Source organism: Mucilaginibacter sp. P1_A3 (assembly GCF_056406855.1).
This window is the reverse complement of record NZ_JBFTZJ010000006.1, coordinates 299,509-319,915: the sequence shown is the minus strand read 5'-3', so window position 1 is coordinate 319,915 and position 20,407 is coordinate 299,509. Positions and strand designations below refer to the sequence as shown.

The 20,407-nt window shown below is 41.8% G+C and carries 17 protein-coding genes; 11 read left to right on the top strand and 6 right to left on the bottom strand.

What is annotated here, in order from left to right:
- The first annotated feature begins 35 nt into the window (after positions 1–35).
- The 7 genes from AC1D0K_RS14545 to AC1D0K_RS14515 all read left to right on the top strand — a co-directional run bounded on the left by AC1D0K_RS14545 (position 36) and on the right by AC1D0K_RS14515 (position 4,943).
- Entirely contained in the window at positions 36–449 is a 414-nt protein-coding gene (locus AC1D0K_RS14545) for a DUF1348 family protein (protein ID WP_477393180.1), read from the top strand.
- 53 nt (positions 450–502) lie between these two features.
- Positions 503–1,294: an SDR family NAD(P)-dependent oxidoreductase gene (locus AC1D0K_RS14540; protein ID WP_477393178.1), complete on the top strand. Its 792-nt coding sequence runs from the start codon at positions 503–505 to the stop codon at positions 1,292–1,294.
- Between the two features lie 247 nt (positions 1,295–1,541).
- Complete coding sequence (locus AC1D0K_RS14535; RefSeq protein ID WP_477393176.1) at positions 1,542–1,955, top strand: nuclear transport factor 2 family protein; 414 nt, start codon at positions 1,542–1,544, stop codon at positions 1,953–1,955.
- 75 nt (positions 1,956–2,030) lie between these two features.
- Complete coding sequence (locus AC1D0K_RS14530; protein ID WP_477393174.1) at positions 2,031–2,366, top strand: putative quinol monooxygenase; 336 nt, start codon at positions 2,031–2,033, stop codon at positions 2,364–2,366.
- Between the two features lie 86 nt (positions 2,367–2,452).
- Positions 2,453–3,214 carry an SDR family NAD(P)-dependent oxidoreductase gene (locus tag AC1D0K_RS14525; protein ID WP_477393172.1) on the top strand — a complete coding sequence of 254 codons (762 nt, stop codon included), beginning with the start codon at positions 2,453–2,455 and terminating at the stop codon, positions 3,212–3,214.
- A 169-nt stretch (positions 3,215–3,383) separates the two neighbouring features.
- A complete protein-coding gene (locus AC1D0K_RS14520) occupies positions 3,384–3,980 on the top strand; it encodes a Crp/Fnr family transcriptional regulator (RefSeq protein WP_477393170.1) in 597 nt (198 codons plus the stop codon).
- A gap of 108 nt (positions 3,981–4,088) precedes the next feature.
- Positions 4,089–4,943 (top strand): SDR family oxidoreductase, encoded by an 855-nt coding sequence (locus AC1D0K_RS14515; RefSeq protein WP_477393168.1) that lies wholly within the window; start codon positions 4,089–4,091, stop codon positions 4,941–4,943.
- Positions 4,944–5,065: 122 nt separating this feature from the next.
- Here the strand turns inward: AC1D0K_RS14515 and AC1D0K_RS14510 are convergent, their stop codons facing one another.
- The gene (locus tag AC1D0K_RS14510) at positions 5,066–7,321 is read right to left on the bottom strand and encodes a sensor histidine kinase (protein WP_477393166.1); all 2,256 of its coding nucleotides are present in this window, start codon (positions 7,319–7,321) and stop codon (positions 5,066–5,068) included.
- A 353-nt stretch (positions 7,322–7,674) separates the two neighbouring features.
- Positions 7,675–8,463, bottom strand: a complete 789-nt coding sequence (locus tag AC1D0K_RS14505; protein ID WP_477393164.1) for an alpha/beta hydrolase — start codon at positions 8,461–8,463, stop codon at positions 7,675–7,677.
- A gap of 437 nt (positions 8,464–8,900) precedes the next feature.
- Here AC1D0K_RS14505 and AC1D0K_RS14500 point away from each other — a divergent pair, with 437 nt between their 5' ends.
- Positions 8,901–9,875, top strand: coding sequence for an SLAC1 anion channel family protein (locus tag AC1D0K_RS14500; protein ID WP_477393162.1), 975 nt, complete (start codon positions 8,901–8,903; stop codon positions 9,873–9,875).
- Positions 9,876–10,020: 145 nt separating this feature from the next.
- Here AC1D0K_RS14500 and AC1D0K_RS14495 read toward each other — a convergent pair whose 3' ends face one another.
- The 4 genes from AC1D0K_RS14495 to AC1D0K_RS14480 form a co-directional block, all read right to left on the bottom strand.
- Positions 10,021–12,294: a tetratricopeptide repeat-containing sensor histidine kinase gene (locus AC1D0K_RS14495; RefSeq protein WP_477393160.1), complete on the bottom strand. Its 2,274-nt coding sequence runs from the start codon at positions 12,292–12,294 to the stop codon at positions 10,021–10,023.
- A gap of 167 nt (positions 12,295–12,461) precedes the next feature.
- The gene (locus AC1D0K_RS14490) at positions 12,462–13,886 is read right to left on the bottom strand and encodes a TolC family protein (protein WP_477393158.1); all 1,425 of its coding nucleotides are present in this window, start codon (positions 13,884–13,886) and stop codon (positions 12,462–12,464) included.
- Positions 13,879–17,061, bottom strand: a complete 3,183-nt coding sequence (locus AC1D0K_RS14485) for an efflux RND transporter permease subunit (protein ID WP_477393156.1) — start codon at positions 17,059–17,061, stop codon at positions 13,879–13,881. The genes AC1D0K_RS14490 and AC1D0K_RS14485 overlap by 8 nt, the downstream gene beginning before the upstream one ends.
- Before the next feature lie 9 nt (positions 17,062–17,070).
- Positions 17,071–18,210: an efflux RND transporter periplasmic adaptor subunit gene (locus tag AC1D0K_RS14480; protein WP_477393154.1), complete on the bottom strand. Its 1,140-nt coding sequence runs from the start codon at positions 18,208–18,210 to the stop codon at positions 17,071–17,073.
- 470 nt (positions 18,211–18,680) lie between these two features.
- Between AC1D0K_RS14480 and AC1D0K_RS14475 the strand changes: the two genes are divergently transcribed.
- The 3 genes from AC1D0K_RS14475 to AC1D0K_RS14465 all read left to right on the top strand — a co-directional run bounded on the left by AC1D0K_RS14475 (position 18,681) and on the right by AC1D0K_RS14465 (position 20,227).
- Complete coding sequence (locus tag AC1D0K_RS14475) at positions 18,681–18,881, top strand: hypothetical protein (protein ID WP_477441591.1); 201 nt, start codon at positions 18,681–18,683, stop codon at positions 18,879–18,881.
- Positions 18,882–19,019: 138 nt separating this feature from the next.
- Positions 19,020–19,859 (top strand): sulfite exporter TauE/SafE family protein, encoded by an 840-nt coding sequence (locus tag AC1D0K_RS14470; RefSeq protein ID WP_477393150.1) that lies wholly within the window; start codon positions 19,020–19,022, stop codon positions 19,857–19,859.
- Complete coding sequence (locus tag AC1D0K_RS14465; RefSeq protein ID WP_477393148.1) at positions 19,856–20,227, top strand: DUF1634 domain-containing protein; 372 nt, start codon at positions 19,856–19,858, stop codon at positions 20,225–20,227. The genes AC1D0K_RS14470 and AC1D0K_RS14465 overlap by 4 nt, the downstream gene beginning before the upstream one ends.
- Positions 20,228–20,407: the final 180 nt, after the last annotated feature.

Here is a 20,407-nt window from a genome sequence, read left to right as displayed (position 1 = left end):
TGCTCAGGCGGTTAATCAAAAACAACAATAAAGAAATGATACAAAAAGAACCGTTACCTCCATTTACTATGGAAACCGCCTTGCAGAAAGTCCAGGCCGGTGAGGATGCATGGAACACCCGTGACCCTGAAAAAATTGCACTGGCTTATACCATGGACACGGAGTGGCGGAACAGGGATATTTTTATTAACGGACGGAAGGCGGTCATCAAATTTCTTTCAAAAAAGTGGAAGAAAGAACTGGAATATAAACTCAAAAAGGAATTATGGGCTTTCACCGATAATCGAATTGCTGTAAGATTTGAATACGAATACAGAAATAAAAAAGGGGAATGGTTTCGGGCTTACGGTAACGAAAATTGGGAATTTGACGCAAATGGACTCATGCGAAAACGGTATGCCAGTATAAATGAAATTTCTATCAAGGCGAAAGAGCGCCGAATTTTTTGAAATAAAAAATCAGTTGAGGCTATAACAATTAAAAAATCAATCAAATAATAATTATGGAATCGGAATTAAATGAATGGTCAGAACCGGAAATAACCGGGAACAGGTTGCAGGGCAAAATCGCCTTGATTACAGGTGGGAACAGCGGTATCGGGTTAGCCAGTGCCAAAAGGTTTGTGGCCGAAGGGGCGTACGTGTATATAACCGGCCGCCGGCAGGAACAACTGGATGAGGCTGTAATTGCCATTGGGGGAAACGTCACAGCCATTCGCGGAGATGTCAGCAACATGGACGATCTTGATAACATTTATTCGGTCATAACTGCTGCGCATAACCGTCTGGATATCTTATTCGCAAACGCCGGTTTAGGTACTTTGGAAGCTTTGGGCAGCATTACTGAAAGTGGCTTTAATCTGGCATTTGATGTCAACGTTAAAGGCACGCTATTTACTGTTCAAAAAGCCCTGCCTTTGTTATCAAAAGGCGCATCAATAATTCTTACCGGATCGACAACGGGGTCTATAGGTACCGCTGCTTTCAGTGTATATAGTGCGACTAAAGCTGCAATAAGAAATTTTGCACGGAGCTGGGCACTTGATCTGAAAGGTAAAGACATCAGAGTCAATGTCCTGTCGCCAGGTGCTACAGCAACTCCAGGACTATTAGATCTGTTAGATACGACCGGAGCACAGCAAGAGGCATTGCAAGGATTTTGTGACCAGTCTCCTCTATCACGTGTGGGCAATCCTGATGAAATTGCAGCAGTAGCGACTTTCCTGGCATCAAACGATAGTTCTTATATGACTGGCAGTGAAATTTTTGTAGACGGCGGCCAGGCCCAAGTGTAAGCTCAGCGGGAAGCCACTGTAGTCGTTTGAGTGTTTAGGCTGCAGTGGCTTATGCCCGCTCATCGTAGTTGAAAATGCCCACAAGAAATCAAGTTTCGAATTGACAATTATCAAGTTTTTTCCTATTAAATGTCAAGAATTATAAATCGTTACCTGAATAAATTTGTACCATTTAAAATCGTGTCAGCAGCAGTTGGCATATCCTAATTCAACTAAAAAATTACTATTTAACAAGCAAACGCAAGTCATGGATAACACTACACCAACAGCTGATATTACCGCATTGGTATTGCGATTTCTGGATTCGGCGACATCCGATGTCGACCTATGGTTAGCGCTTATCCATGAGGATTGTGTTATCGAATTCCCATACGGCGAATCTGCCGGCCTTCCTCAAAGGGTTACAGGCAAAGAAGCAATCAAAAATTCAACCGAACACTTTTTAAAAACTGTCCCGGGTATCAGGTTCAATAACCCGGTGGTGTTCCCAAGTTTGGATCCCCATATGGCATTCGCTAAATACGATGTCAGCGTGTCGGTTCCCGCTACCGGAAAAATTTACAGGCAGTCTTATATCACCATTTTTAAGGAAGCTGATATGAAAATAATCAGCATGGTTGAATATTATGATCCGGTGAAATTTAACACGGCATTTAACTGATAACTAACGCCTGAATAAAGGTTTCAGCTCATGCTATACTAAACGAAAGTAAAATAAAAATTAACACATAAAATCATGAATAAAAAAGCTGCATTTGTTGTACACACAACGTACACCATTCATCCGGACGACAAACAGATATTTATCGACGCCGTGAAGTCACACATCTCCATAACCAGGAAAGTTGAAGGAAATGTTTATTACCATTTTTCCTGGGACCTGTTGGATCCCAATACCTGTGTTTTAGCCGAAGGCTGGGTCGATATGGAGGCTATAGACAAGCAATTAAAAAGCGAAGTTTTTCAAGCCGCCCTTAAAGGCGTTATCGAACACGTTCGGATTCTTGAAAGGCACGGAACACTTTATACGGTTTCCGGTGAAACTGATATCATTCCTGAAGTAGCAGGATAATATGAAAAGGCGGACGTGTTCCGCCTTCATTATTTAGTTTGGGAGAGAATAACCTGCCATAACATTTATTAGAAAATCTATTCATTATGAAATTAGAAAATAAAATAGCCGTCATCACCGGTGCCGGATCAGGAATTGGCCGTGAACAGGCAAAATTGTTTGCTGCTGAGGGGGCGACAGTAATTGCAATAGACAGAAGCGCTGAGGGCATCAATAAACTTGTGGCTGATATAAATCAAACAGGCGGTACGGCAACGGCCAGGCACTTGGACGTGACTGATAAGGATGCTGTCAATGAACTGGTAAAGGAGGTTATTGGAAGCTATGGCCGCATAGATATTCTCGCTAATACTGCCGGGGTTTTCGACGGTTTTGTAAAATCACTGGATACAACTCTTGAGATGTGGGACAACCTGATGAATGTCAATGTCCGCTCTGTTTTCATCTTTTCAAACGCTGTATTACCATATATGCTGGAAAGAAAATCGGGGGCCATTGTAAATATGGCTTCCATAGGCTCGTATGCGGCAGGCGCAGGAGGCGTGGCCTATACTTCCTCAAAACATGCTGTTCTAGGCCTGACTAAACAGCTCACAATGGATTATGCGTCCTATGGCATCAGGGTAAATGCAGTGGCACCCGGGCTGATTCAAACACCCTTGAATAAAGATTTTTTTGAAAATAAGAATTCCGGTGTTGAGGAAGTAATAGCCGCTATACCAGCGAAAAGAGCAGGACAGGCAATTGAGGTAGCAAAGGCTTCTCTTTTTCTTGCCTCTGAGGACGCGGCTTATATCTACGGAGCAGCCATTATTGTTGATGGCGGCGTAACTGCAACATTACAATAGTTAAACCGACATAATTCCTGTAAACGCTGTTAAACCATGTTTAGCAGCGTTTTTATTTTTAAAATTAACCTCTGATAAAGGACATCTATTTCCACCCCGTTCCTATTATGGTTTACCGATGACTTTTACCGAAGTTGGTATCTGATGTTTTATATAATTTTGTATTTTCATGGAGATGTTTGAAATTTTTAGGAAATACTTAGAAGATAAAATTGCTTTAACTGAAGACGATTACGCCTTCATTGAATCTGTCAGCGTCATTAAACGCCTTAAAAAACACCAGTTCCTGCTCAGTGCCGATGATAAATGGAATTTAAACGCTTTTGTTTGTGAAGGATTATTGCGGAAATTCAGTATTGACGAAAAGGGTTACGAACACTCGGTTTATTTCGCCATGGAAAACTGGTGGACAGGAGACCGGGAAAGCCTGATGAATCATACACCTTCAAAATACTATATCGATGCAATCGAAGACTCGGTTGTATTATTGATCCATGAAACAAATTTTCAACAAATATTTCAAAGGCTGCCGCAATTCAGGGACCTTGTAAATTCAATTTTACAACGAAGCTTAAATGCTGCTCATGAACGCATTAACTCGACCTTTTTATCTACGGCTGAAGAAAAATATATCAATTTACTTCACTCCTCCCCATCCCTGGCTAATCGGGTGCCGTTACACATGTTAGCGTCCTATCTGGGTGTTACCCCCGAAACACTCAGCCGTATCCGGAAACAGATAGCGGCAAAAAAATCCAAATTATAACTGCAATTACCTCATCCGGAATTCTTGATAAATGTCAAGTTTCTTTTTACCATATATCAAGTGTTACCGTCTTGACAAACCTGAAATTTGTTCCAAAACAAATAGCATATGTCAAAAGTAATTGTAATAACAGGAACCAGTTCAGGGTTCGGAAAACTAACAGCGCTGACGCTGGCAGCAGAAGGCCATGCCGTCATTGCAACCATGAGAAATACCGGTGGTAAAAATAAAGGCGTTGCTGATGAGCTGTCCGCTGTAGCCAATATTGAAGTCGTAGACATGGATATCGCGGATGATGACTCCTTAAACACTGCCTTCGGATATATTTTAAAGAGATACGGCACTGTTGATGTACTGATCAATAATGCCGCGGTGACCGGTTTCGGTGTGGCTGAAGGTTATTCTATTGAAGGATACAAACGGATGTTTGAAATCAATTTTTACGGAGCTGTCCGTGCATACCAGGCGGTGTTACCCTCAATGAGGGAGGCTAAACAAGGTCTCATTATTAATCTGTCGACCGGAGCGAGTGGTTTTGCAGTACCCTACATGGTACCCTATATGGCATCTAAATTCGCTTTGGAAACCTTTATTGAAGGCATTGACTCTGAATTGCGGGATTTCGGAATTGAAAATGTTTCCATCCCCTGTGGTGTTTACCCAACCGGCATGGCAGATAAAGGCGGATTTAATGCTGACAGAGATGAAATAACCGCGGAGTACACTGACTTCGGCCCGAGAATGGAAGGTCTGGGAAAAGCTTTCTTCGGAAAAATGACCGAATTTGAAATGAACCCGCAAGATATCGCGGATGGAATTAAGTCATTGATCGATATGGAAAAAGGTTCCCGCCCGCTGAGATACCCGCTGGATAAGATCGCCCAGGGTACGGATCAGGAATTCATCTCTGCTAAAATAAAAATTAAAAGGAAATGGGCCTCTAAATATGGCATCGACCTTTAAAAACCGTTCACTTTAACGATATAAATGGACGTGACTAAAGCCGGCAGAACAGCAACATAAAGATCCTGCTCTGCCGGTTGTTTATATGCATCCCTCACAATAACTTATTTGATATGCTCGCTTTAAACATATACTTCGGTGACTGTTTTTGTATCAGACAACCTTTTCGTAACTTCTAAATTCTCTGGTTTAAATGTGACAGTAATCCGTGTGCCGTTATTGACATCAATGGCATATTCTCCTCGAAGATCTTCACTCAACCCTTTGATTAATTTTATTCCCAAAGATTCCGGCGTGGTACCTTTTTCGGTCATAGGCATGCCGATACCGTTATCTGCTACCTCCAGCTGAATATAATCGCCGGTGTTAATCATTATTATTCTTATTTCACCTTTTCTATCATCAGGGAAAGCATACTTGATCGAATTCGTAATCGTCTCATTGATGATCAGTCCTAAAGGTATAGCTTGTGATATTTCCAATTCTATTTTTTCAATGTCGTATATCATTCTGATATGAGATGAGGAATCAAAACTTTCTTCAAGTGATTTAACGAGCTCCGGTATATATCCTGACATATCAATGGTTTTGACATCGTCGGACTGATAAAGCTTCTGGTGTATCAATGACATGGCGTAAATGCGGTGCTGGCTGCTTTCTATTGCTTTCAAGGCATCATTTTCCAGGTACCTGGCCTGTGATTCCAGTAAGCAGATAACGGTGTGAAGATTATTTTTAACCCTGTGATGCACTTCTTTTAAAAGCCATTCTTTTCCGTTCAGCAACTGCTGCAACAGTTCATTTTTGTGCGTAATGATCTTATTTGCCGCCTGCTTTTGCATGTAGATCCGATAGATCAGGAAGGAGATCACTGCCATGACGACAATTCCGCCAAATGTAAGATTCTTCATCAGGTTCGCATGTTCCAGCTTTGATTGATTGATAACCTCTTTTTGCTGAAATAACTTGATCTGCTGGTCCTTTTTTTCAGCCTCAAACTGAACCTGCTGTTTTTGGAATTCTATCGCTTTCGCCTCATTGGATATAGAATCCTGGATTTTATTGGTCATCAAAAGGTGCTGTACCGCGGCACCATAATTCTTCAGCATCGTATCCAGCCTGAAATGAAGGCTGCTTAAATTCAATCTGTCATAGGTTGATCCGGCTACTTTAATGAGCTCATCATTATTTTTGATAAATACGGAAGCGTTATTGGTCTCACCTGCGGCAAGGTAGAATTTAGCTAATACCATATTATCATCTATGGCTTTGACGTTATTTTGCTTGATATATTCAGTCTTGTCGATCTCTTTTAACCGCGCCGCATAAGGCCTGCCGGCATTAATGTCTTTCAACGCTGCGTAAACTTTGACAAAAGAAGAATTGATGATCCGGTCCAAAACCAACTCTTTTCCCGACACGGGGTATAATCTTTCAATCCGTTTTAAGATCACCTTCGCTGCCGATGCTTTATTGATATTCACGTCACAATTGACAATGTTATCTGCCAAAAGGTAAATGGTATTCCGATCCCGGTATGCTTCCGCCGTTTTTAAAGCTTTAACAAAATATAAAGCTGCATTTTCAAACTCACGTTTTTTAAAGTAGATAATACCTATATGGTTTTCTATCGTACACAATTGCATGGTCGTATCCTGATTGAGTTCGGCAGTCTTTAGTGCCAATAACGCATATGGAAGTGCTTTCTGCAGGTTGAGATCAAAAATGTAGGCAATGGAAATCAAATCATAAACTTCCTGCAAAGCCTGGTATCTAATGGATTTATATAAAGTCAAAGAAAGATTCAAATATTTCAGGCTTCCGCTTACATCGTTGCTGAATTCACCAAGTCTTTTATAACCGTAAGCCTGTCTTTCAACAGCATTTGCTTTTTTAAATGCTGTTATCCCCTTTTCAAATAGCTGAAAGGCAATGATGGCTTCTCTATCGTTGAATGAATCATAATAAGTCGCTCTTTGATAGTATGCCTGGCCCAGATCATAATAATTATTCGACTTCAACAGCAGGTCAATTGCTTTATCGTTTAATTTTTTCCCTAATGAGTCATTAAATTTTTTTCGCACCAGATAAGATTCTTCTAGTGCGATAGATCCTTCAATCGAAGGAGAATTCTCCTTTAAATTTAACCTTTTCGCCTGATCAATTAAATATGAACCACTGTCCAGTCCGGCATTCTTGCCTACCTGCTTCCAAAGGTTGAATTCCGCGAGCATCAGTAGATTATGTATTCTCACGGTATCGTTCAGGTTTTGCTTCAATGACTTGTAAAGCGTATCAGCCTGATGCTGGGTTATATTTTGGCAATAACCCGATGTGAACCAGCCGAACAACAAAAAGAAAAGTAAAAATTTCTTCATATATCGTTGATTATTAGTTATACATTACCTGTTATGACTAAAATAGAGAATTAAAGCTTTTGACCTTTAGTAAGCTCAATCGGAATGCTGTCTAATTTACAATAATATTGTGATAACAGCATTGCAGGCCGACACCTTACTTTTCCCGGAATAAACCTCTATCATAGTAACAAATATCAGTTTGAATTATCAGCTTAACCATGATATGACGCCTTCTACTTTCATTTAGATGGTGGAAAAAGTCCATAAAACGATTAAGCGTCATCGGAAACCTGCAGGCAGAAGTATTGTATTCAGCAAAAACAAAAATCCCAATGCTTTTATAATGTATGGGATTTTTATCGTGTCAAAACTTATTTGCTCACCTGTTTGGCTGCCTGCATGATGACCGCTGCTACTTCCTGCGGATGCGTCATATAGACGACATGGCTCCCTTGCAGCTGTGTAACGATACTTTTGGATCTCTTATAGCCACTTAAAGTTATTTCGGGATTAATACTTTTATCTCCGGCTGATGAAATTCCGAATGTTGGTTTGGTCTTCCATGCCGCTTCGGACACAGGTGTACCGAAGGCTTCAGCAGGTATAAACCCGGAGGAAGCAAACATAAAATCAGCTGTTTCCTTGCTCACATCAGCGCAGAAACCTGCGTGAAATTTGTCTTTGTCATAATAAACGTTTCCTTTTTCATCCGGGGAAAGCAGACCGTTTTCCGGCTTTGCCGGTGCACTTGTTGCCAGTTTAACGGTATTTTCCCCTATTTCCGGCTGAAACGCATTGATGTAAACCAATGCTGCAACCTTCGGATTTACGCCGGCCTGCGTAATGACTGTACCTCCCCATGAATGCCCAACAAGGATTACCTGCCCATCCAGTTTGTCAATAGCGAAGTTCGTCGCATCCACATCCTCCTTAAGCGAAGTACATGGATTTTGTACACAAACTACATTATAACCTTTTTTGGTTAATTCCTTATAAACGCCCTGCCATCCTGATGCGTCAGCAAAAGCCCCATGTACAATAACAACATTTTTTACGGCCGGAGCCTGTGCATGCGAAACTGATGTAAAGCTAAGGCTCCATAATATTACTAATGCAAATACTAATTTTCCCGACCAACCGGTCATTTGTTCTGTTTTCATTTGGTACATTTTTAATTTTAACGATTTGATTTTCAAGGGGTATACCAAACCGATACCAATCTTTAAATGCCTTATATTCAATTTGTTATTTATACAGGTCGATATTGATGATTACGACATTTCACTATAGTTAATTCCATTGGTCATATATCGCAACCGTTTAACCGGGAATTTTAACCTGCCAGCAATTCAGCGGATATAGATGAAAGCTGGTTTTGCAGAACAGCCTGCCTCAATCGATCGGCTAAAAATCCGGGAAATCATTATCGGTATTTAGCGGAGAATTGGGTTTTCACGAAATATCGCTTTTTCAAAATACCGAAGCACAAGCTAACTACCTTTAAATTAGCAGGTTAAGATCAGGCATAAATTAGGTTATATACTATGATAAACAGCCATCTTTTGCTGTTATCCACTAAGCTTAAATAAGAATAACTATGACTGATCAACCAATAATACCTGCAAAGATTTCATTTATCGAATTTATTCCCGTTAGCATTTTCGGAAGTGTAATGGGTTTATGCGGACTTAGTTTTGCATGGCATCGTGCCGCTGTATACTGGAAATTAACTCAATTGCCGTCTGAAATAATCGGTTACCTGGCCGTAGCTTCCTTTATCACATTAATTCTTTGTTATGCATTAAAATGCGTGAAGTTTCCTGAATTGGTCGTTAAAGAATTCCGCTCACCCGCAACCATTTGCTTTTTCGCAACCATAATCGTTTGCCTGGTTCTGCTTCCTGGCGTGTTGCTTGCTGGCTTCCCGCGTATCGCTGTTATCATGTGGTGGATTGGTACAGTACTGATGGTTATTTTTGCATGGTATGTACTGCGCAGGTGGATCGACAATAAGCAGGAGCTAGCAAATACACTGCCGGCATGGGTGCTTCCTATTGTAGGTACATTGGACATACCGATCATAGGTGACCGTTTGCCCATACACGAGGCTCACGAGATTTCATTAATGGCATTTGGAATAGGGTCGGTTTTCGCTGTCATCTTATTGATCTTTATCCTTTTCAGGCTGATTTTTGAAGCACCCCTGCCGGATCCGGTCCGGCCATCGTTATTAATTCTCACGGCACCGCTGGCCCTCGCGTTTACTGTTTACCACGAGCTTCATCCGGCATTTGATATCATAACCGGCACATTGTTTTATTTTAACATGTTCCTGCTACTACTATTCGGAAGCAAAATTATCATAATACCGATCAGCTGCCCTTTCAAAATTACCTGGTGGGCTGTAAGCTTTCCGTTATCCGCAGTTACTATTTCCGCCCTTACTTATGCCGGTTTTAAAGCAGACTGGGTACATCAATGGTTCGCTGGCGCTTTACTCGCGGTGGTTACTATTGTTATTACGTACCTCTTCGTCCAGACAATTTACAAAGTGCTGATGGGCACATTTTAATTAATAAAACTGTAAAGGTATTTTCTAGAATTAAATTTTAAAAAGCCTAATAGCATTAAATGTCCTTATATATTTAATTGCTGAAGATAACGCACTTGATCAAAAACCTCCATTGGTGATTTCTACAGTAATATTTTGATGGTTTCTACCCTTGCAGCACTGATTCAAGCTGATTGCCCATAAGAGTTATCGGGTCAGTAGCGAACTCAATAGTAAACCTGGTACCGTTTCTGTTTTCGATTTTGAGTTGTCCGTTGATATCCTCACTGAGGCCTTTGATTAAATTAAGCCCCAGTGATCCTGTGCTTGATTGAATGAATTCATTTTTAATACCTGTCCCATCATCCGCGATTATTAGTTTGATAAGATTTCCCTCCTGGTAAAAAGAAATCTCAATTAACCCTTTATTTGTTTCTTTAAAAGCATATTTAATAGCATTAGTGACCGCCTCATTCACAATCAGCGCTAAAGGTATTGCCTGTGAGATACCAAGCTGTAAGGACTCGATACTAAGCTGAAAACGAATTCGACCCAAAACTCCAAAGCTATCCCCTAGATAATGGACAAATTCCGGCAGGTATGCCGCCATATTTATCGACTTGATGTCTTCTGACTGATAAAGTTTCTGATGGATAAGTGACATGGCATATATGCGGTGCTGACTGTTCTCTACGGCTTTCAGAGCGTCATTTTCCAAATAAACAGCTTGCGACTCTAACAAACAAATCACCGTATGCAGGTTGTTCTTTACCCTATGGTGGACTTCCTTTAAAAGCCATTCCTTTTCTTTTAAAAGATGTTCCAGTAACTTATTTTTTTCGTTGATCCGGATATTAGTTTGCTGTACTATCAGATTTCCTTTTTGTTTCAATCTGTACTGTCGGAATAATAAACTGGTAATCAACAGCATTAGCAAGATTCCGCCGATTGTTATATTCTTGACCAGGTTTGCCTTTTGAAGCGAAGTATTCTGAATTTGAGCTTTTTGGTTTAATATTTTTATTTCGCTTACTTTTTTATCCGTTTCGAATTCGACCTCCAGCCGTTTAAATTGCCTGTTTGTATTTTCATTTAATAGCGAATCTTTGATCCTGTTTGCTTTTAATAGATAACTTAAGGCTGACTTGTAGGATCCCTTTGTCGAATCGAGCAAATAGGACAGTTCAAAGTATTTTTGCAGTTGCTTTGGAATTTCTCGCTGCTGCATATCCATTTCGTTTATTCCTTTTTTAATGTAAAGTTTTGCTAATTCATATTGGCCCGTAGCTGTAAAGTATCTAATCAGTATTGGTGCCATTAAGTCTGGTTGCTGCGAAAAATTTCTAACCAGAATTTCAGCATATTTTCCGGCAAGAGGATATTTTTTTAAATAGGTGTAGACTTCGCAATATAAAGCGTCAGGAAATACAGCGATGTTTTTTGTAGTTGTTTTAAACTCTCGGGGAGGAATACTCTTCATAAACTGTAGCGCTTCGTTGTAGTTTCCTGATTTATTATAGGTTACAACTATATTTCTAACAGTTAAAATAATTCCATTGTGGTCATCATATCGCCTGGCAACTTTCAAAGCCTCTTTAAAATAAACAAGTGCTTTCTTGAAATCATTCATCCTTGTAAGCAACTCACCTGTGATATTGTAAATCAGACTGATCTGCATGGTTGTATCATTTACATTTTCTGCGGTCTTCAAAGCTAGAAGGCTATATTTATATGCCTCTTTATAATTTGAATGGTACGCATAAAGCCGGGATAAAATGATATATACACCTTGGACATTCGCGTACCGAACTGCCTGATAATTAGCTAAAGCGCCTTTAACGGTTGCTATACCTTCATCCAGCCTAAATTGATTTAAATATAAATCAGCAAGAAATTGCATATTTGACGCTAATTTAAGGCTAGGACCGTCCTTCCTGAAATAACTAATGGCCATTTCCACCGCCTTGGTCTTCTGCGCTAATTCGGCAGGTATAGTATAATCGAAGTACACTGATAACTCTTTATAGGCGTCGCCCAAATGGATTGTATCCTTACTCCGTTTTAAAAGATTGATGGCATTGTCGATTAAGGCCTTACCGTGTCTAAGATCCCCTTCCTCCCTTTTCAACATCGCTTCTACCATGAAAATGTATCCCTCGGCTTGTTCACTGCCGATTCTAAGATTAACCTGATGCGCCCTTGCAACATAACCGGCAGCACTATTGAGATCTGATTTTATTTCACCGGGTTTCATAATGTTGTACTCAGCAAGTTTTAATAAATGATTGATTTTAGTGGTATCATCTTTGGCATTTTTAAGAGATCTTATCAATAAATCTGCTTGAGTTTCTGTAAGATTTCCATTTTCATTCTGGGACATTGCTTTTAAAATCATTAATAAAAACAAAAAGGAACAAGCAATTCTTCTCTTAATATTCATTGGTATTAAATTAGGTGGTTAACAATTAATCATATTATGTCAAAAGCATGCTTCTTATGAATCTGCCGGGGTTCTTGACTTATCTTCGCCGGCATAGTCAGGCGAAATATGTTAGGGCAACAAGACCAGGTATGTTATTGCCCTTTTTTTACTGTTAAAGGAACAGATTATTTCCAGCCCCCACCGACAGCTCTGTAGAGATCAACCATTGCATCCAGGCGCGCCTTTTTGATGTTCACTAATTCCAGTTCGCTTTGTAAAACATTGCCCTGTGCAAAAACGACCTCCAGGTATGTTGCCAGGCCGCTTTTGAACAATTGCTGTGAATGAGTAGTTGCTAACTGCAAGGTGCGGACGCGCTGTGTTTCCAGGTCCTCCTCCTGTTTCAATTTCGAAAGCTTTACAAGGGCATCGGAAACATCTTCAACTGCGATCAATACCGATTGCCTGAACCGTATGACCGATTGTTCTCTTCTGATCTTTGAAAGGTTATATTGGGTTCGTAATTTTTGCTGATTAAAAAGAGGCTGGGTTATGCTGCCGGCCAGCGTGCCGAATAAGGACGCCGGAATATTGAACCAGCTGCCGGCTTTAAATGACTCCAGGCCGGATTGCGCCGTTATAGTAAATGAAGGGTACATTGCTGCTTTTGCAAAACCAACCTCAGCATTCGCCCTGGACAATTCGAATTCAGCTATTTTCACGTCAGGCCGCTGGCTTAGCAGCGCGGCCGGCACCCCCGCGCTGATGCTATCAATTCTTGGCAAAGGAGAAAACCTGTCTGTGCGGTCAATCGCGACGGGGTATTCCCCCGTCAGGACACTCAGCGCATTTTCCTGGATATTTATCCTTTGCTCAAACCCCGGTATCAGCTCAGCAGATACCAGGCGCTGTGCTGCGGCCTGTTGAACGGCCAGCGAAGTCACCTGGCCGGCTGCAAATTGCATCTGAATGATCTGTAAGGTACTATCGTTTAACCGCAGATTCTTTTGCGCTATATTTAACAGTTTATCAAGCGTGACAAGATTGTAGTACCCCTTGGCTACTTCGGCGACAATTGCGGTCTGCACAGCATTCTTCGCTTCCCCGGTCTGCAGGTATGAGGCCAGCGCGCCGGCTTTCCTGGAGGCGATCTTCCCCCAGATATCTGCTTCCCAGCTTAAGCCTGCGCTCAGTGAATAATCTTCCACATGAGAAGTATTCAACGACTTATTTAAATTTAACCCGTTGAAGCTGTTATCTGAAGGACGGTTGAATGAACCGGTTGCCTGCAGGTTGATAACCGGCACATTCCCAAGCCGGGACTGTCGGAGTACAAGCCTGGATGCTTCGATGTTCTTGACAGCTATCAGCAGATCGTTATTGCGCGTTACTGCTTTTGCTAAAAGCTTTCTCAATTCAGGGTTTTGGAAAAAATCCATCATCGTTAATCCGGAGGCAGAGGTGGTGCCATCAACATAAGCTGTATTCCGGTATTCTTCCGGTAACTTCACGTCCGGTATTGCAATATCTTTTGATACTTTACAGGAATAGCAAATCACCGTTTGAAGAAGCACAATGATCAGCAGTTGAGTTTTGAATCTTTTAATCATGATGGTCAGGGTTTAAAGTTTGAGTAATAACCGGAACCTCTGCGATCTTTTTGCGGCTGATTTTTTCCTGAAGTGTCTGAAAAATCACAAAAAATACAGGGATGAAGGAAAGGCCCAGCATCACACCGAAAAGCATTCCTCCTGCTGCCCCGATACTGATGGAATGATTACCGTTAGCAGAAGGGCCGGTAGCGCTCATCATAGGGATCATTCCTACTACAAATGCCAGTGAAGTCATGATAATCGGGCGAATACGCAGCGTTGCCGCCTCTATAGCGGATTGTATGATCGGATGCCCGGCCCTGCGCCGCTGAACTGCGAATTCAACAATCAGGATCGCATTTTTTGACAACAGCCCGATCAGCATAATGAGGGCTACCTGTACATAAATATTATTTTCAATTCCGGTTAGCCCTATCGCGACAAACACACCGAATATCCCGTTCGGAATAGACAGCACTACCGCAAAGGGAAGAATGTAACTTTCATACTGAGCAGCGAGAAGAAAGTAGACAAATACCAGGCATAAAGCAAAAATGACTATCGCCTGGCTACCCGCGCTGATCTGTTCTTTTGTTAAACCAGAAAAGACCTGTGAATAACTTTCAGGCAATTCCGTTTTTGAAACTTCCTGCACCGCTTTGATGGCATCTCCGGAACTATACCCCTTTTTCGGTAAGGCAGTGAGCGAAATGGAGTTGAAAAGATTATACCGGGTCGCCGTTTCAGGGCCGTAAACACGTTTTAATTTGATAAGTGTATTCAGCGGGAGCATATCACCGCTTTTTGATTTTACGTAAACATCGCTAAGCCCTGTTATATCCGCACGGTCGGGCACATCTGCCTGGGCAACCACCCGGTAGTATTTACCAAACCTGTTAAAGTCCGAGGCCTGAATGCTGCCAAAATAGGTCTGCATAGTATTCAGGATCTCACGAATTCCTACGCCGAGTTGCTTGGCTTTCAGTTTATCGATCTCCAGATTGTACTGCGGATAATCCGAGCGGAAAGTAGTGAATGCGTAAGCTATTTCTTTTCGTTTCATCAACGCGGTCAGATACTTGTTTTCGATAGCGCTGAATGTGCCGAGGTTCGCCTCTCCCGTTCGGTCCTGTAAAACCACATCCAGTCCGTCAACATTGCTGTATCCCGGTATGGAAGGAAACTCAAAGACGAAGAAATCCAGCCCCTTGATGGTAGACATCTTGGCCTGGGTTGCTGCCATGATCTCCGGGATTGTTTTTGCGGGGCCGCGCTGATCCACCGGCTTTAAAATAATAAACAGCTGTGTGGAGGAAGGACTGTTTGAAAAAGTTAGAAAATTGAACCCGATCAGGGTATTAACCGCTCTTACCTGCGGCATCTCTTTTAACGCTTTTTCCGCTTCACCAGAGAGTTTTTTCATTCGCTCCAGTGATGACCCGGGTTGCATATTGACCGCTATAGCCAAAAATCCTACATCCTCAGTAGGAATATACCCGGTTTGTGTTTTTTTGATCATGACCCCTGTTAGAAGAATTATTCCACCCAATGCTCCGAAACACAGCCACCGGAAGCGGATCAAAAAAGCAAGGCTCGCAACATATTTGGCGACCATCATTTCAAAAGTGGTATTGAAAAACAAGAAAAATCGTTCCTTATAGCTTAATGAAACCCGGCCGGCCATTTCAGTGTGCGGATTTTTAAGAATAAGTGCACACAGCGCCGGGCTCAAAGTCAAAGCATTGACCGCGGATATAACAATCGCTATAGCCAGTGTAAATGCGAATTGACGATAAAATAATCCGGTAGACCCCTTAATTAATCCTACCGGAAGAAATACCGCTGCCATAACCAGTGTTATGGATACAATGGCCCCGGAGATCTCATGCATGGCAGAAAGGGTTGCCGCAGCAGGCTCCAGTTTTTCCCGTTCCATCTTTGAATGCACAGCCTCAACAACAACGATAGCATCATCAACGACAATACCTATGGCCAGCACCAACGCGAATAGGGTAAGCAGATTGATCGTGAACCCAAAAACATCCATGAAAAAGAACGTTCCGATGATCGCCACAGGAACTGCAATTGCAGGGATCAAAGTTGACCGGAAATCCTGTAAAAAAATGTAAACGACAATGAATACCAATATAAAGGCTTCAATCAAAGTGTGTTTTACCTGTTCGATGGAAGTATCCAGGGCAACTTTTGTATTGTATATGGGCAGATTGTGAACCTCTTTCGGGTACTTCAACTGCGCTTCGTGCAAAAGGCGGTTTGCCTCAATTTGGATTTCATTGGCGTTGCTTCCGGGAAGCTGCGTTAATGCCAGCGTAACTCCCGGTTTTCCACTTACTGTATTTGCGCTGTTATAGGTATAAGACCCCAGTTCCACTCTTGCAACATCCTTCAACCGAAGGACTGAACCATCGGGGTTAGCCCGAATAATGAAATCTTCATATTCCTGCGGCCGGTTAAGCTTTCCGTCATATTTGATGACATACTCAAAGGACTCTCTGCTTCCTTCGCCGAATTTACCCGGAGCTGCTTCCAAATTCTGGTCGTTAATGGCTTCAAGTACTTCGCTTGTAGATAGATTGTACGCAGCCAGCTTACCCGGCTTTAACCAGATCCGCATCGCGTACTCTTTATTGCCACCTATAATAAATGCCTGCCCGACTCCCTGAATACGCTTCAGATCCGGTATGAGGTTTATATTCGCATAATTCATCAGAAATTTCTGATCATATCGTTCCGGTGAATCACTGTAGATCGTCTCTACCATCAGGAGGCTGTTCTCCTGTTTGGACGTTATTATTCCTCTTTGAACAACTTCGGGAGGAAGCTGACTCGTAGCCTGGGATACCCGGTTCTGGACGTTTACAGCCGCCTGATCCGGATCTGTTCCTTTTTTGAAAAAAATAGATATAACCAAAGACCCATCGTTACTGGCGACAGAACTGATGTAGGTCATATTATCTACTCCGTTGATCGCTTCTTCCAGGGAAGGTGCGACTGAACGAAGTATAGTTTCTGCATTCGCGCCCGGGTATATCGCGGTCACTTTTACAGCAGGCGGCGCTATGTCCGGGAAACGTTCAAGAGGGAGACTGAACACGCCGATCACGCCCAGGATGACTAAAATGGAGGATATTACGGTGGCAAGGACCGGCCGTTCGATAAACTTTTTTAACATAGCGACAGATTAATTATTTGCTGTAAGATTGATATTTACCGGTACTGGCTTGATCACATCGCCTTCATGAAGGTGTTCAAAGCCACTCACCACAATCCTGTTGCCCTCGCGCAGCCCTCCCTGTAATTCAGGCTTGATGAGGTAGTTATTTCCGCTTTTGCCGGTGATCTCAATTAATTGTTTGGACACTTTACCCTGCCCGTTAATAGTAAAAACAAAACTCTGATCCTGGATCTCAAGAACAGCTGCCTGAGGAACGAGCAATTCACTGTTATGCCTGAGGCCAAGTTTAACTCTACCGGTATTCCCTGATCTGAGTATACCATATGGGTTTTTAAAAGTGGATCGAAAGGTTATCGCACCTGTATTTTTGTCAAATTGCCCGTTAATAACATCTATTTTGCCCTTTAAAGAATAAGCGCTGTCATTGGCCATGATCAGTTCTACAGCTGGTAGCTTACTAATTTTTTCTTCCAGCGTTCTACCGGCATAATCGTCCCGGAAACGGATGAAATCGCTTTCTGCCAAAGCAAAAAAAGCATGTACCTGGCTGACATCAGATAACTCGGTTAAAGGCGACGGGTCGGCAGGTCCAACCAAACTGCCCTGCCTGCGCAGTAAACGTCCTATATATCCACTGGCAGGTGCTTTAACAATCGTATAACCAAGATTAATTTTCGCAGCGGCAATATCGGCTTTGGCCTGATCTACATTTCCAAATGCCGTTTGCCTGGCAGAAGTAGCCGACCTTAACTGTACATCTGAGACAACATGGCTTCGAACCAATGGGGTAAGTTTGTCAATCTCGATCTGCGCATTGCTTAAAGCGCCTAGTAAGGACTTATAAACCGCAAGGGCGTTGTTCAGTCTTTCACGGAACGGCGCTTCTTCAATCCTAAACATCGGCTCGCCCTTTTTGACATATTGCCCGTCATCCACAAGTGTTTTTTCTAAAATTCCGGTAACCTGGGGGCGTATTTCTATATTCAGCACCCCTTCCACAGAAGCCGGATAACTTTGATAAGTGATTGCTGAACCCCTTTGTACTGTTGTAACAGGAAGGCTTTGTATGACCTGGGGCGGCTGTTTTTTTTCCGAACAGCTAAACAGTAAAAAAATAAAGATCAGGGCTAATAGTGATAGTTTCATTGCAGCTATATTTAAGGTTGTCCATGCGGGAAATAACTGCAAGCGCATAGATGTATAGACATTAACCCTTACAGAATTCCAATAATTTGTAAAGGCAGGGCTAATTCGATACCAAATTATAAACGGTTGATTATGAATATTTTAAATACAAATGAGGGATTTGCTAATAACGGGATATCGCATTTTAAGATGCGAAAAATGAAATACCATCAAAGTTAACGGCCGATAGAATATCCATGACAACCAGGTACGGAATTATTCTGTAAATAATGATCCGGGTTTATGAACGGAACATCCATAGCGCTATTTTAATATCAATAAAATTACGCCGATTAGCGATATTAAACATCTACGAAAACCATCAGAATTTTATAATCAATTGATAATCATTTTATTAAAAAGAGGTACATGGATTGAATGTATAGGATACCGCGACAATAATTTATCAAGTATTATTAAACAGATTAATCATGGAACCAAAAAACAATCAAGAACACGAACCGGCCAATGACCAACCGGCGGAAATGCATCATCACACTTACCTGGAAGGTGAAAATCCGAATCCGGATCATGAATTTCCAAGTGTGGGTCATGTAAAAACAGATTTTGTATCAAGAGATCACGGCAGAACATCCCATCGTATGATAGACCATGAGCCGGGCTCATTCTGATATTGCTGATTGCTTAGGGTTTAGGTTAAGGCTGCAAAAAACGGCAGCCTGATCTAAACCCAATTTGTTTTATACCCCCTTATCGTAATGAGAACTTAATTATAGAAGGCTGATCGTATTTCTAAAAAAATCAACGTTATGACTATCTTTTTTCTTACACTGGCGATCTTGGCCGGCGCGTATGTCGCAGGCCTCATCGGATCTATGACAGGTCTCGGCGGCGGTTTTATCGTCATTTCATTACTCACCCTGCTGTTACATGTAAACATCCACTACGCGATTGGTGCATCATTGATCTCAGTCATCGCAACCTCTTCGGGTGCAGGTGTCGCCTATGTTAAAGAAGGGGTTGCCAATCTCAGGCTCGCCATGTTTCTCGAAATATCAACCACAATCGGTGCAATTGCAGGTGCATTATTCTCCGTATTTGTGCCGGCGCATATTATACCTGTTTTGATCGGTATGATCCTGATATTCTCATCTGTTATGTCATTACGCAAAAAGAAAGAAACGATCCGTCAAATTCCCTCCCCTTTGAGCGAACTGCTGAAATTAAACGGTAGTTACCGCAACGAATCTAAAACTGTCCCTTATGTTATCAGAAATATAATCGGCGGGTCCTTTAGTATGCTGTTCGCAGGAGTAGTTTCAGGTTTGCTGGGAATAGGTTCAGGCGCACTGAAAGTATTTGCAATGGATACTGTCATGAATGTTCCTTTTAAAGTGTCCACTACAACGAGCAATTTTATGATCGGTGTTACCGCTGCAGCAAGCGCCGTTATCTATTTCCAGCGCGGATACATAGATCCGGTAATCGTAATGCCTGTTGGTATCGGTGTGCTATTCGGTTCTATGACAGGTGCAAAGCTGCTGACAAAAATAAATTCACCCCAGGTGTTACGCTTAATATTTGCTGTAGTTGTTGGCCTGCTCGCTTTACAAATGATTTATAATGGATTAAGCGCTCATAGAAAATGAAAAAAACTGACGATAACAACCTTCACCTATTGATTGGGATAGCTTTGCGGACCGGGGTTATCCTTTCAATAACTTTCATGTTTTTTGGAGGAATAGGCTATTTATCGCTCCATGGCCAGAACATGAGTAATTTCAGCTCATTTAAACCAGTTAAACCATCCTTTTCACATATATGGAAAGGTGTTTTTTCTATTCAGGCGGAATCCGTGATCTACCTGGGAATTATTCTTCTTATAACTACCCCTATCATGAGGGTATTGCTTTCAGCACTCAGTTTCGCGTTTGAAAAAGATTGGTTATATACGACAATCACCGGCATTGTCCTGTCGATAATCATATTTAGTATTATGACCGGATATGCCGGCTAACCACCTTGTTTAAGCAAAACATTTAAGTCAAACCTCTGCGACATTGGGTAAAGCTTCAACAGTTTCAATAAGCTTACCCTTAGTTTGACCTCCCGGGCTATGGCATTATTATCATGCCGTCAACTTTCTTCTCCAATTTCCATCCGTCACGGAGGCACATCATAAAGACTAGCAATATTT

Bases quoted from the DNA above. Each gene is read 5' to 3' on its own strand.
- AC1D0K_RS14545 (WP_477393180.1), top strand. From the start codon at position 36: ATGATACAAAAAGAACCGTTACCTCCATTTACTATGGAAACCGCCTTG.
- AC1D0K_RS14540 (WP_477393178.1), top strand. From the start codon at position 503: ATGGAATCGGAATTAAATGAATGGTCAGAACCGGAAATAACCGGGAAC.
- AC1D0K_RS14535 (WP_477393176.1), top strand. From the start codon at position 1,542: ATGGATAACACTACACCAACAGCTGATATTACCGCATTGGTATTGCGA.
- AC1D0K_RS14530 (WP_477393174.1), top strand. From the start codon at position 2,031: ATGAATAAAAAAGCTGCATTTGTTGTACACACAACGTACACCATTCAT.
- AC1D0K_RS14525 (WP_477393172.1), top strand. From the start codon at position 2,453: ATGAAATTAGAAAATAAAATAGCCGTCATCACCGGTGCCGGATCAGGA.
- AC1D0K_RS14520 (WP_477393170.1), top strand. From the start codon at position 3,384: ATGGAGATGTTTGAAATTTTTAGGAAATACTTAGAAGATAAAATTGCT.
- AC1D0K_RS14515 (WP_477393168.1), top strand. From the start codon at position 4,089: ATGTCAAAAGTAATTGTAATAACAGGAACCAGTTCAGGGTTCGGAAAA.
- AC1D0K_RS14510 (WP_477393166.1), bottom strand. From the start codon at position 7,321: ATGAAGAAATTTTTACTTTTCTTTTTGTTGTTCGGCTGGTTCACATCG.
- AC1D0K_RS14505 (WP_477393164.1), bottom strand. From the start codon at position 8,463: ATGAAAACAGAACAAATGACCGGTTGGTCGGGAAAATTAGTATTTGCA.
- AC1D0K_RS14500 (WP_477393162.1), top strand. From the start codon at position 8,901: ATGACTGATCAACCAATAATACCTGCAAAGATTTCATTTATCGAATTT.
- AC1D0K_RS14495 (WP_477393160.1), bottom strand. From the start codon at position 12,294: ATGAATATTAAGAGAAGAATTGCTTGTTCCTTTTTGTTTTTATTAATG.
- AC1D0K_RS14490 (WP_477393158.1), bottom strand. From the start codon at position 13,886: ATGATTAAAAGATTCAAAACTCAACTGCTGATCATTGTGCTTCTTCAA.
- AC1D0K_RS14485 (WP_477393156.1), bottom strand. From the start codon at position 17,061: ATGTTAAAAAAGTTTATCGAACGGCCGGTCCTTGCCACCGTAATATCC.
- AC1D0K_RS14480 (WP_477393154.1), bottom strand. From the start codon at position 18,210: ATGAAACTATCACTATTAGCCCTGATCTTTATTTTTTTACTGTTTAGC.
- AC1D0K_RS14475 (WP_477441591.1), top strand. From the start codon at position 18,681: ATGGAACCAAAAAACAATCAAGAACACGAACCGGCCAATGACCAACCG.
- AC1D0K_RS14470 (WP_477393150.1), top strand. From the start codon at position 19,020: ATGACTATCTTTTTTCTTACACTGGCGATCTTGGCCGGCGCGTATGTC.
- AC1D0K_RS14465 (WP_477393148.1), top strand. From the start codon at position 19,856: ATGAAAAAAACTGACGATAACAACCTTCACCTATTGATTGGGATAGCT.